The sequence below is a fragment of the Gelidibacter japonicus genome (genome assembly GCF_010725055.1).
Lineage (GTDB): Bacteria > Bacteroidota > Bacteroidia > Flavobacteriales > Flavobacteriaceae > Gelidibacter > Gelidibacter japonicus.
Genome location: NZ_BJKB01000018.1, coordinates 1 through 11,937 on the forward strand (window position 1 = coordinate 1; position 11,937 = coordinate 11,937).

Annotated in this window: 11 protein-coding genes, 2 rRNA genes and 1 pseudogene; 9 read left to right on the plus strand and 5 right to left on the minus strand. The window is 37.2% G+C overall.

Annotated elements, in window-relative coordinates:
- Positions 1–7 precede the first annotated feature (7 nt).
- Positions 8–116: ribosomal RNA gene (gene rrf, locus G6N06_RS15960) — 5S ribosomal RNA — on the plus strand.
- 65 nt (positions 117–181) lie between these two features.
- Here rrf (G6N06_RS15960) and G6N06_RS15965 read toward each other — a convergent pair.
- The 5 genes and pseudogenes from G6N06_RS15965 to G6N06_RS15985 form a co-directional block, all read right to left on the minus strand.
- A pseudogene (locus G6N06_RS15965) lies at positions 182–1,002 on the minus strand (transposase).
- A gap of 257 nt (positions 1,003–1,259) precedes the next feature.
- A complete protein-coding gene (locus G6N06_RS15970) occupies positions 1,260–1,988 on the minus strand; it encodes an IS4 family transposase (RefSeq protein WP_443093409.1) in 729 nt (242 codons plus the stop codon).
- Between the two features lie 178 nt (positions 1,989–2,166).
- The gene (locus G6N06_RS20155) at positions 2,167–2,355 is read right to left on the minus strand and encodes a DUF4372 domain-containing protein (protein ID WP_163517788.1); all 189 of its coding nucleotides are present in this window, start codon (positions 2,353–2,355) and stop codon (positions 2,167–2,169) included.
- A gap of 140 nt (positions 2,356–2,495) precedes the next feature.
- Positions 2,496–3,257, minus strand: coding sequence for a LytR/AlgR family response regulator transcription factor (locus G6N06_RS15980; RefSeq protein ID WP_163517789.1), 762 nt, complete (start codon positions 3,255–3,257; stop codon positions 2,496–2,498).
- Positions 3,258–3,260: 3 nt separating this feature from the next.
- Positions 3,261–5,288 carry a histidine kinase gene (locus G6N06_RS15985; RefSeq protein ID WP_163517790.1) on the minus strand — a complete coding sequence of 676 codons (2,028 nt, stop codon included), beginning with the start codon at positions 5,286–5,288 and terminating at the stop codon, positions 3,261–3,263.
- Between the two features lie 221 nt (positions 5,289–5,509).
- Between G6N06_RS15985 and G6N06_RS15990 the strand changes: the two genes are divergently transcribed.
- The 8 genes from G6N06_RS15990 (at position 5,510) to rrf (G6N06_RS16025) (ending at position 11,919) form a co-directional block, all read left to right on the plus strand.
- Positions 5,510–6,343, plus strand: a complete 834-nt coding sequence (locus G6N06_RS15990; protein WP_163517791.1) for a DUF4412 domain-containing protein — start codon at positions 5,510–5,512, stop codon at positions 6,341–6,343.
- Between the two features lie 15 nt (positions 6,344–6,358).
- Positions 6,359–6,829: a hypothetical protein gene (locus G6N06_RS15995; protein WP_240338089.1), complete on the plus strand. Its 471-nt coding sequence runs from the start codon at positions 6,359–6,361 to the stop codon at positions 6,827–6,829.
- Positions 6,830–6,866: 37 nt separating this feature from the next.
- Positions 6,867–8,258: a T9SS type A sorting domain-containing protein gene (locus G6N06_RS16000; protein ID WP_163517792.1), complete on the plus strand. Its 1,392-nt coding sequence runs from the start codon at positions 6,867–6,869 to the stop codon at positions 8,256–8,258.
- 144 nt (positions 8,259–8,402) lie between these two features.
- Positions 8,403–9,101: a hypothetical protein gene (locus G6N06_RS16005; RefSeq protein WP_163517793.1), complete on the plus strand. Its 699-nt coding sequence runs from the start codon at positions 8,403–8,405 to the stop codon at positions 9,099–9,101.
- A gap of 56 nt (positions 9,102–9,157) precedes the next feature.
- Positions 9,158–9,748, plus strand: coding sequence for a hypothetical protein (locus G6N06_RS16010; RefSeq protein WP_163517794.1), 591 nt, complete (start codon positions 9,158–9,160; stop codon positions 9,746–9,748).
- A gap of 87 nt (positions 9,749–9,835) precedes the next feature.
- Positions 9,836–10,741 carry an Lcl C-terminal domain-containing protein gene (locus tag G6N06_RS16015; protein WP_163517795.1) on the plus strand — a complete coding sequence of 302 codons (906 nt, stop codon included), beginning with the start codon at positions 9,836–9,838 and terminating at the stop codon, positions 10,739–10,741.
- A gap of 233 nt (positions 10,742–10,974) precedes the next feature.
- Complete coding sequence (locus tag G6N06_RS16020; RefSeq protein WP_163517796.1) at positions 10,975–11,448, plus strand: T9SS type A sorting domain-containing protein; 474 nt, start codon at positions 10,975–10,977, stop codon at positions 11,446–11,448.
- A 362-nt stretch (positions 11,449–11,810) separates the two neighbouring features.
- Positions 11,811–11,919 (plus strand): 5S ribosomal RNA (gene rrf / locus G6N06_RS16025).
- Positions 11,920–11,937: the final 18 nt, after the last annotated feature.

Here is an 11,937-nt window from a genome sequence, read left to right on the forward strand (position 1 = left end):
TAGAGCTTAAGGTGGTTATAGCGACGGGGCTCACCTCTTACCATTCCGAACAGAGAAGTTAAGCCCGTTTGCGCCGATGGTACTGCATCCCGTGGGAGAGTAGGTCGCCGCCTTTTTTGGAGAATCCTCAACATGCATTTGTTGAGGATTTTTTTTGTTTTATACTTTTCATAATATGAGGTCATTTAAACATTTTACTTTTCTTTAGGAATATTACCATAAATTTTAGATAATTGAAACCCAACCAACTTGCAATGGTTGTATCAAATATATTTGGTAGTGAGTGATAACTGTCCATCCAAGCGTTTGTCCTTTCTATTGCATATCTTTCTCTATATAGTTCTTGATTGGAATATTCTTCCCTATCGGTACTTTCATTGCGCTTGTTGAAACACACATTGGCTTTGATCTCTTTTTTCTCACAAGAGTTTCTAAAATCTTTTGAGTCAAACCCGGCATCTGCGTTCAGGTACGGGCCTTCCACTTTTATATTGGCCTTTTCGGGTGTTGCTGTGACCACCTCAAAATGTACCTCTATGTTGTACAGGTCATTATGGTTGCCCGCCAACGGTTCTGACATTGCAATTGGAGTCCCTGCCTTTCGCTTAAATACAGCGCATTGATGGTCTTACGCTTTTTTTCGTCCTTGATATTCTACTTCTTCGCCGCCTCTAATTGCAGGTGTGTGGCTACCGTCCAGATCTACACTTGAAAGGACCAGTCGTGATTTGTGCCTAACAAGGACACCTCTCCTTCACGTCTTCGAGACTCCTGTGACGCACCATTTTCTATAATGATAATAGACCGATTTCCAACTTTATGTCTTTTCTTTAAAGAAGACCTCTGCAGCCAATTGATGCCATTGCACGCCTGTTTTCAGCTTCTAGAGGATTGCGTTGACAATCTCCACCAAGGGAACAGTTGGAGGAAAACCTCTTTTTGCAATTGTAAGTATGGGACAATTTCCGTTTCTATTGTATCTTTGTCGAGTACTGAGGACATATAGGGTTGTGATTTAGTTATTTATGTTTCGCAACACAAATACCCACAACCCTTTCTTACTTTTCAAAAAAGTTTAAATCACTTCTATGATATTAAGTCTTCACTCTCTACGTTTTTTAAGTTAAATGACATTTAACCAATTTGTATTTTAATGTGATTTTCAAAGTGATTCTTTTTGAATAATTGGGTCACTAGTGTCCCATTAAAATCGGGACGTTTTAAAAATTAAATAAATTTGGCCCATTAAGGCTATCTCGTTATTTGTCATTTTGAAATTTAGTTTTGCTAAAAAGTTCTCTAAGATTGGTTTTATCAGTTAGGGAAATACTTAATATCTGTAGCACTTCATACGTGCTCCTACCCAGTTTCATATCGTGCTGAACGATTGCCACGAGGCAATAGGTACATATGGTGGCATAGATTTGAATCCGGACAGCATTTTCGGTAATACCCCAGAATTTTTTGATCCTAAGGTGTTGCTTCAGCCATTTAAAAAAGAGTTCTACCTGCCAGCGGTTTCTATAAAGTTCCGCCACCTGCAGAGCTGAAATGTGAACGGCATTGGTCAAAAGAATAAATTCACGTTTTTGCTCCTCATCCCAGTATCTCACCAAGCGAAGTGACCCGGGATAGTACTGTTTTGGATAAAATCCTGTCAATCCGATCGTTTGGTCAGAAAGCACGTTCTTGGGCAATCTGCGTTTCCATTTGAGAGGTTTATACTTAAGATTTCTCTTTGCTCTGATCACAAAATAAGCTCCTATTTGATGGATCTTATATAGCATCTTAAAATTATTGTAGGCTCGATCAAATATATAGTAAGAATCTGGCTCATAAGGGATCTCTTTCATCGTTTTTGAATCGTGCATAGAAGCTTCAGTGAACATCATACAGTGTGTATATTTTGATACCGCCTTTATTCCTCCGGAACTTTGCCCACCAAAACACGGAAAGGCAGAGGTCGATTGTTGTCGAATCGAAAGCATAAACGTTACCGCCAAGATTGAAGATATTGACAGCTTTCCTCGATCTTGCTTGGTTAATCAAGTAGTAGGCATATTCTTCAAAAACATGATAGTTTCTGTCCTGATTTGCTCTTGCCAAAGATGATCTTGAGACATTCTTCCCCATTCCCAAATGATAGCATTTGGAGTTATGGGCTTCTTAGGCGACAATCAGACTCCTTAAACTTTCACGGTTGGATAGCTGACCGAACATTAAAACAAGCAGCTGAATCCAGCAGCTAAAATGCTTGACGTATTTGTCTCCTTTATACTTCGATACAATCCGATTGAACCTACTCCGGTTGAGGAACGAGACCAATTGGACGAAAACATATTTATCTTGGAACATAGGTTGGCAGATTGATCTGACAACAAAGCTAGGTATTCATGTACGTTCGGCTGACAAACCACTATAACTAACTAAATTTCAAATATTTCAAAGAACAATTTCAAGTTTTAATCGGGCAGCAATGTAGTTAGAATAATATTTCATTGTCCAAATCTCAGCATAGATTCCAGGATATTATTAATTTCATTTCGCTTTTGCCTTGAAACTGGGATTTCTTTTTTATCATTCATAAGTACTGTTCCTCCATCTTGTTTAAGAATGGCTTTGACAAATTGGGGGTTGATTAAATGGGATTGATGTACACGTAAAAAGCCATAATCACTAAGCATTTTTTCTATTTCCTTAAGGGTTTTACATATAAGCAGATTGTTTTCATTGACTAAAAAAAAACAAGTATAGTTGTTATCTGATTCACAACGTACAATATTTTTTATATCCACAATATGGTAGCCTACTGCTGTTGGCAACGCAATTCTAGAAGCATTAATTACCGAACTGTTTATATTTTTATGCAATAATTGCCATTGTTCTATACTGGTCTTTTTGCGTCGTTTTTCCCAGTTGAATAACGCATTTACGATGCTTTTCTCTGTTATGGGTTTTAGCAAGTAGTTAATGGCACTGTACTCAAAGGCGCGAATGGCATATTGGTCATAAGCAGTGGTAAAAATAATATCGAAATCTATGGGTAATATTTTATCCAACAAAGTAAAACCATTAAGATTTGGCATTTCGATATCTAAAAATAGAAGGTCTGGTTGATTGGTTTTAATAAACTCTAAACCTGTTTCTGGGTTGCAAAATGTTCCGATAATCTCATAGTCAATATGTACTTTTTTTATAAGACTTGTCAGTACGTTTATGCAATGTGCTTCATCATCTATAATTATAATTTTTTTCATTGTCTAATCGTTATATGTTATGGTTATGCGGGTGCCAGAAGGTATGCCGTTATCTTCCAAGTCCAAAATGTTGAGTTGCATTTGGGTATGACTTACATGGTTGTACAGTGTTAACCGTTCCTTTGTAATATTGGTTCCAGCAGATTGATGTGTTTTTTTTGTCTTGCTACTTTCTTTTCGTCCAATTCCGTTATCTTCTATAGTAATTTGCAGTTGTTTGGAAGTGTCAAACACCAAGGAAAGTTTTTTTTCAGGTCTATAACTTGGATAAAGTCCATGCCATATAGCGTTCTCTACAAAAGGTTGTAACAATAAAGGAGGTATGCTATATTGTGAAAGTATTTCACGGGAATCACATTGGATGACATAGGAAAAATCATTCCCTAGCCTACTTTTTTCTAGAGAAAGGTATAGTTCTAATATTTCAAGTTCTTCTTCTACGGTAATAGTATTTTTACTGCTGTTTTGCAAGATGTTACGAAGCAATAAAGAAAAATTATCCAAATAACTAATGGCATCTTCCTCTCGTGACTGCATGACTAAATTTTTAAGAGCATTTAAACTATTGAATATAAAATGAGGATTCATTTGCGAGCGCAATGCCAACATTTCCATGTTTCGTAAACGTTCATTAAATGATTTTTTAAGTTGTTCTTCTTTTTGTTTTTCTATTTCAGAATAGAGCTGTACAAGTTCTTCAGTTTTTTGGTTGATTTGATTATCCAATTCTTTGCGCATGTTGCTTTCCATAATTTTGTTTTGCTGTAATTGCTCAATCAATTTTTGGCTCGTCTTTTCTTTTTCTTTTTGGACAAGAAACATACTTTCTCCTAAAGCTATTGAAAAACAGAGCACTTCGCCCAGAAGTCCAGCCATAAAGATGACGTTTTGAGAATAGAAAAAATTGAAGATACCACCTGGTACTAAATGAAGGCCGGTGTAATAAACAATTGAGGAAAGAACAGCTCCTATAAAAAAGAAACTCTGTCCCAAAATAAAGTACTTTAACAGTGGATGTTTTACCTTATAGATAATCCAAAAAAAGAAGAATAGGTTAAGTGGTAGAACAATGGTACGGATAATGATGGATGCCATTCTTCTGACTTCCAAATTGACCCATAAAAGATTAAAACCAAAGCATAATATGGCATAGGCAAAACAAACAATACCAAATATTTTTAATGCCCTGACCAGTTTAAGGCTAGAGGTTTTTACATCAAGTAAATGCAGTATAAATAATATGTAAAAACCAATAAAGGTAAATTGTACAGATTCTGAAATCAGGACTGAAAAATAAGGAAAGTGCTGGGCAAGGTTTGCTATGGTTGCAGGTGTGGTCTGTAATACCAAAAACGCATAAACAATTTGAAAAAACAAATACCCCAAATAGTAAAAATAGATACGTTTCTGCAAACGGATACAAAACACCAATACAAAGAGCATAATACAGCACAGGGAAATCAAGTAAACATATATAAATGCTATGGGAGGATAATGCACTGCCCTAATATTTTTCAAAAGTTCAAGATAGCCTAACTTGGAAAACAGGATAGGAAAAGAGGTGCTGTTTTTTTTATAATCAGTACTCAATTTTATATAACATTGCGACTGTTGCAATGGTGAAAGTTTGAGTTCGGTAAAAAAGTACGATTTAGGTTTAGGGCGTTGGTTTAATGGCCTGAAGTAGCCATTTTTGTAATGTTCGTACCTGCCTTCTTTTTCCAGATAAATGTCGATGTAGTGACCTTCATAAAAAAGATAGGTTGTAAGAATATCTTGAGTGGTGTTTTCTATTTTAAAATTAATCCAAACCACTGTGTCATGATTTGCTGTAAAAGTAGAGTCGTAAGCTTTCCAAGAAGTACTTATTATAATGTCATTAAACGTAACATCGCTACTGCTTGTTATGGCTTGCACCTCTGGATTACGTATTAGGTCCAACCTTGTGGCAATGCTGTCCACCTTTATCTGGGCAGATAACGTGTAAAACCCTGAAAGAAAGAGAAGCATAATGATTGCTTGTTTTTTCATTTTGCCATATATTTTTAGCCAAAAGCATCTAACCATTCAATTGTTTACAATATATAAAATGATTTCTACTCCTTTATACGAAATTTAGAATTCGGCTGTCTGGGTTTAGAATTTGGTCGGTTAAATCTGCTTTTTCCAAATTCTAAATGGAATCTACCAAATTCTAAATATGTGTTTTTAAAACAACTATTGATGGTTAAGTTTGTTTCAAAACAATAATTATGAAAAGGTCAAGGCACATAATATTACTTTTGTTGGTGGTGGGTTTTACACAAACCTCAGAGGCTCAATTTTTAAAAAAACTCAAGAAAAGGATTGAAGAGAAGGTAGAGCAGACTGTTGTTGAGAAAACTGCGGATAAAGCTTCCGAAAAAGCATCCAATTCCATGGACAAAATTTTTGATGTTAACCTCAATAGTCCTCAGGTAAAGGGCAAAAAGGTAGATGCCAAAAATGTTCCAGATTCTTATCAATTTTCATATAAATACCAGTTAAAGATGACTACTGCAAGCGGAGAGATGGACTTAGACTATTTTCTTGAGCCTGATGCCACATATATAGGTATGAAAATGAATGCAGGCGTACCGTTTTTTATGGTGACTGACGACGATGCCAAGACCACATATATGTTTATGGAAAGCGGTGGCAACAAAGTGGTAACGGCAACTTCGATTGATATGGATGAATCTATGGAGGATATTGAAGACATTGAGTCTCCATGGCTGGAAGATATGACCATAACAGACCTGCCCAACAAAATAATTTTGGGCTACAACTGCATAGGCAAAAAGTTTGAAAATGATGCGTATGCATTTATATCCTATTTTACTGTAGATGCGCCCGTGAGCTTTGACCAAGTGTTCAAATCTGAAATGGATCGTTATCCCGAACCTATAAAAGAACAGTTCAAAAATTATGAGGGTGCACTTTTAATGCATATGGAAATGATCGATAAAACAAACAAAGGTAAAAAAAATACTTCTGGAACTATGGAGTGTGTGGCCATTGAAGCTGTAGACTATAAGTTTAGCACCAAAGATTATTTAAAACTATAAAATACGATTGACTATATGAAATCTTTTATCTTTTCTATTGTTTTTATGCTCAGTATGTTTTGTACTACCGCTTTAGGGCAATCACTTTCAGGCAAACTTATTGTTGAAGGTTGGGGTAAAACCACCACATTGAAATCACAGGAACCAGTAGCTCTGTTCAAAAACTTTAGAGATGGCAAGCACAAAATCCTGTTCCGTTTTAAAAACACGTCGGGCGAAAAGAGCATTGTACTCTTTCAAATGAAAACCACCATTATCCATAATGGAAAAAACATTGGGAGTAGCAGCCGTAACGATTGGCCATGGTTGCCTGGTGATATGTATGTTCCTGTGGAAGCTTTCGATTTTATTCCGTTGCTTCAAAAAACAGCCAATAAAAACAAAGGCAAGCTTGCTCCGGGAAATTATGAGATACAATTGGAAATGAAACCCGTAAAGGCAAATTCAGAACCCATAAATACCACGCTTTCGTTTAAGGTTGGTTAATTTTAGAATAAAACATAAAACCATAAAATAGAAACACATGAAAACAACATTACAAAATTTTACATTTTTTATAGTTTTATCTATATGCACTATCCCATTGTCTTCTGCACAAGGTTGGGAATATGTTGGTACGCCTGGGTTTTCAGGTGGTGGTGTAGATTATACGTCATTTGCTTTCAATAGTGCCGATGAGCCGTATGTTGCTTTTTTGGATTCTTTACATTTGGGTAAAGCCTCTGTAATGAAATTTAATGGGACTGATTGGGAAGCCGTAGGAACACGAGGTTTTTCTACTAATCAGGCAGATTGGTGTTCCCTTGCTATCAATGATAGTGGGGAGCCTTACGTAGCTTTCCAAGACAGATCATTTCTCGCAAGCCAAGCTACGGTGATGAAGTTTGATGGAACCAACTGGGTAAACGTTGGATCGCCAGGTTTTTCTGCTGCTGGAGCTTATTTTGTTTCACTTGCCATCAACAATGCAGGAGTACCTTATGTAGCTTACAGAGACCACTATAATGGCGATCTCGGAGTAACTGTCATGAAGTTTAATGGAACTAATTGGGAGAATGTAGGGAGTCCTGGGTTTTCAGATTATAAGGTAGCCGATGTTTCCCTAAAGCTCGATGCTTCAGGAGTACCTTACGTGGCTTTTAAAGATGCCGAAGGTCTCTACATGGAACCAAAGAAGATTACTGTAATGAAATTTAATGGCTCAAACTGGGAAGCGGTAGGCATGCCCAGATTTTCTGATGGAGAAGCAAATGACTGTACTTTAGCAATTAGCGATTCAGGAGAGCCTTATGTGGCTTTTAACGATCAAGCCAATCAATTTAAGGCTACTGTCATGAAATTTAATGGTAGCTCTTGGGAAACTGTGGGTCCAGCTGGGTTTTCTGAAGATAGAGCATTTAATTTCTCTCTTGCGTTTAGCAGCACAGGAGAACCATATTTAGCTTACATGGACAGGGAAAATGAAGACAAGGCTACCGTAGTCAAGTTTAATGGAACTAATTGGGAAACAGTTGGAAGCCATGGGTTTTCAGAAGGTAGGGCATTTCACTCATCTTTATTGCTAAACAGTAGTGACGAGCCTTATTTGGCAATTAGCGAAACGTCTTTAATAGGTTTATCTTACAGAAGAGCTTCCGTTATGAAATTCACAAACACCATGAGCATTCAAGACAACGAAGTTTCAAGGGTTTCGTTATATCCCAATCCAGCCAATAATATGGTAACACTTGAAAATCTACCCTATGGCGAAACGCACATAAAAGTTTTTGACATTACTGGGAAAGAAGTGTTTTCAATAAAAAGTAACACAGCAATAGAAACCATTGATACTACCAATTTTGCTAATGGTGTGTACCTTGTTAGCATAGCTAATAAAGGAAACCTTGCCCATAAAAAATTGGTGGTAAACAAATAAATACAGGACTGTCATTTCAAGGTATGAGAAATGAACAATGAAACACTTTTTACAACTGATTGCCACAAAGTAAAGATTGTTTCGTTTTAATCTGCTTTTGAGGGTTGCAATGACTATCCGTAAAAAAACATAAGAAAACATACAATGAAACAACAATTACTTACATTTCTTGGTCTACTTCTATGTATTTTAGGATATACACAAACCCTTACCGGAAAACTTGAAAACCCGTTACAGAATATGCCCGAAATGGACATAGTACTTTGGCCTTTAGGTATGGACAGTGCTGTAACCATTGGGAAATTGACCGCCAATGGGACTTTGGAATTCAATTTTCCGGAAAAAGAAGCCTTCCAATCTGCCGATGCGGAAAAACAAATGGTAGTGGACGATTTTAAACATGCACTTCGTTTTAATTGTATTGCGCAGGGCGAATCTGTGTACCCAAATGTTAAGGCAACCAGTATAAGTCCCATTTCATTGTGGTACAAAAACCGTTATGTGGGTGTGTTGTTTCCAGTTACCGACGAAGCCCTGATGCACTGGCTGGAAGACGAAGCTTACAACAATCCCGTAAAGGGCAAATTTTATGATGTGGTTTACGTTGCTGAAGCCACCACATTTAAAACCGAGTGCGCTATCACATTACAGTTTTCAGAAGAAACGGTAAACGCCAGTTACGACTATCAATTGGAACTGGAAGCAGGGTTGAATTTTATAGCCTATACCATTGAAGATATCCATAAAATGAATTCCAAGGTTACCTCCAATAAACCCAGTAAGGTTACGGTTAAAAACGTTAAAGCAGAAGATGGTATAAAATGGATTGCGAAATATTTTTAAACCATTGGAAAAAGCCAAGATGAGTTCTATATGTTGAATTTTAAAACCAAAACCTTATGAGACCCATTTTTTTGATACTGATTTTCATCTTATTTGTGACAAGTTCATGCAAGCAATCCTCTGAAAAGGAAAACAATTTGATTGAAGAAAAGATTGATGAGCTCGAAAATTCGACTAAAGTTGGTTCTTGGCAACAAAACTTAATAACAACAGAAGCTTTGCAACTAGACCAACTCAAGGCTAAACTGCCTAAACAATTGGCGGGTTTGCCGTTAAGAAGTTCAGATTCGCCAGCACCACAAACCGTTATAGGAACTTATAGTTTAAGTACAGACCCTAACCATGAGACCGAAAACATTACTGTGAAGATTTTGGATGGTGCCGGAAATTATGGTTTTGGGCATGTCAATGCCGTCCATAAAATGATTGCTATGGAAGTAAACAATAAGGGAGATAATAATTGGGCAAAAACCCAAGACCATCAAGGTGTTAGGATTTTATTAAAAGAAGAACTTGTAAAAGACATCCAATTTTCAGAACTGCAATACATCAAACAAAGCCGTTACCATATTACCTTAACTGGTAGAAGGTACGACAGTAAAAAACTCTTACAGGCAAAAAGCGATTTAGGAAAAACCGATTTTTAACAGATTGATAAGTTAAAATGAGTTCGGTAAAAAGAATGTATGGAATAGGACAATTATAAAAAACGAAATAACAAAAAACAGATTCACATGAAAACAATACTACACATTATGGTGTTTTTCCTTTTCGGAACCATTTTCGCTCAACAGGGTATTAACTATAAGGCCATTGTAAAAGACGGCTCTGGTAACGTGGTTGCCAACGATTTAATACAGGTGCAGTTTACCATTTTACAAGGTGCCACAAGTGTATATCAAGAAACCCACAGTCCAACCACCGATGCCAACGGCATTGTTGTTCTAAACATTGGTGAGGGCACACCTATTTCAGGCACATTCAGCACTATTGATTGGAGTGCAGACGACCACTACCTAAATGTGCAGATAAACACAGGAGGTGGCCTTACGGATATGGGTACGACGCAGTTTATGGCAGTGCCTTATGCCATACACGCAAAAACTGCAGAAAGTGTAAGCAGTATAACCACCTATTCTGTGGGTGACTTTGCTCACGGAGGCATTGTATTTTGGGTTGACGAAACAGGGCAGCACGGACTGGTATGTGCCAAACAAGACCAAAGCACAGGAGTACGTTGGTATGCAGGGACCAACGGCAATACTCAAGCCAGAGGAGACGGACTTTATGCAGGCAAAGCCAACACATCAATCATTATTGCTGCACAAGTTGCTCTTGGTGATGATGGTAGCACCTACGCAGCCCGTATTTGTAATGAATTACAAATTACAGAAGGCGGTAATACTTATGGCGATTGGTACTTACCCTCGAGAGAAGAATTAAACCTGATGTATCAAAACAAAGCAGCTATTGATGCCACAGCAGGGGCAAATGGAGGCAGCAGTTTTGCTAGTACCTACTATTGGAGTTCTACCGAGTACACTTTCGACGGCGCTTGGGGGCAGAACTTCGTCGGTGGTGACCAAATCTACGGCAATAAGGGCAGCATGGTCAGGGTTCGTGCTGTTCGGGCTTTTTAACTATTGTTCATTGCGAGGAACATAGCGACGAAGCAATCTCATCAAATATTTTCGGTTTCGACTTCAACTTCGACTTCGATTTCAAAGAGATTGTCACGACCTACAGGTCTCTCAATGACAAAATAAAAAATGCACGTCGTTCCGAGTGAGGTACAAGCGAAGCAATCTCAACAATAAAAGAAACAGGTCGCTATGTCCCAATTGTAGTAGTGATAATTATAAAACAAATTGAAATGAAAAACATACTAACATTCATAATGGGCTTTGGGTGCTTATGGACACAAGCCCAAACCATCGAAAAATTTTCTATTGATAGTGGTGGTAACATTACTTCAAACGACAACATAGCTATACTTTATACCATAGGTGAAGTAAATGTGCAAGAACTCAATGCAGGTAACATTTTACTTTCAGAAGGATTTATCAGTTCTAACTTTGGTGAAACTTTAAACATTGAAGTTAGTTCAATAGACAACCAATTGTTGTTGTATCCAAACCCTGCAAAAGATTTGGTGACTTTTGCCAATTTGCCACTTGGCGAAACACAAATAAAGGTTTTTGACCTATCAGGAAAGGAAGTGTTTTCAAAACATATAAATTCAGAAACTACAACCATAAATACGACCAACTTTGCCAATGGCGTTTACCTTGTTCGTATAAATTACAATGGGAATGTTGCCCATAAAAAATTGGTTGTTAACAAATAACAGGTGTTATTTTGATAAATTATTTTACGAGGCAACCTTAGATGGGCAAAAGATTACCTCGTTTCAACTGTCTTAAACAACAGCAGGAAAGTTGACAAGAACAAAATAATTAAACAAAGATATGATTTACACCTTGCTTTATTGTTGTTTTCTATATATAATCTTTAATGGGAACATTAGAGCGCACGATAATTTCTAGTATAACCATTGCATCTTATTAATTCAAAATAACTTTTAATTTTAGACACATTTGATTTTTTTTTGATCCAAACAAGGTAGGTCTGGAATTTTTTGTTTTCTGCCTGTTTTTGGAAAGTTTATATACATAATTGTAATCTCGCACTAAGTGAGGAGGCAAAATTTAAGGTGGTTATAGCATTGGGGCTCACCTCTTACCATTCCGAACAGAGAAGTTGAGCCCGTTTGCGCCGATGGTACTGCATCTCGTGGGAGAGTAGGTCGCCGCCTTTTTTGGAGAATCCCTTCATG

Excerpts from the sequence above, each read along its gene's own strand:
- G6N06_RS15970 (WP_443093409.1), bottom strand. The coding sequence starts at position 1,988 with ATGCTTTCGATTCGACAACAATCGACCTCTGCCTTTCCGTGTTTTGGT.
- G6N06_RS20155 (WP_163517788.1), bottom strand. The coding sequence starts at position 2,355 with ATGTTCCAAGATAAATATGTTTTCGTCCAATTGGTCTCGTTCCTCAAC.
- G6N06_RS15980 (WP_163517789.1), bottom strand. The coding sequence starts at position 3,257 with ATGAAAAAAATTATAATTATAGATGATGAAGCACATTGCATAAACGTA.
- G6N06_RS15985 (WP_163517790.1), bottom strand. The coding sequence starts at position 5,288 with ATGAAAAAACAAGCAATCATTATGCTTCTCTTTCTTTCAGGGTTTTAC.
- G6N06_RS15990 (WP_163517791.1), top strand. The coding sequence starts at position 5,510 with ATGAAAAGGTCAAGGCACATAATATTACTTTTGTTGGTGGTGGGTTTT.
- G6N06_RS15995 (WP_240338089.1), top strand. The coding sequence starts at position 6,359 with ATGAAATCTTTTATCTTTTCTATTGTTTTTATGCTCAGTATGTTTTGT.
- G6N06_RS16000 (WP_163517792.1), top strand. The coding sequence starts at position 6,867 with ATGAAAACAACATTACAAAATTTTACATTTTTTATAGTTTTATCTATA.
- G6N06_RS16005 (WP_163517793.1), top strand. The coding sequence starts at position 8,403 with ATGAAACAACAATTACTTACATTTCTTGGTCTACTTCTATGTATTTTA.
- G6N06_RS16010 (WP_163517794.1), top strand. The coding sequence starts at position 9,158 with ATGAGACCCATTTTTTTGATACTGATTTTCATCTTATTTGTGACAAGT.
- G6N06_RS16015 (WP_163517795.1), top strand. The coding sequence starts at position 9,836 with ATGAAAACAATACTACACATTATGGTGTTTTTCCTTTTCGGAACCATT.
- G6N06_RS16020 (WP_163517796.1), top strand. The coding sequence starts at position 10,975 with ATGAAAAACATACTAACATTCATAATGGGCTTTGGGTGCTTATGGACA.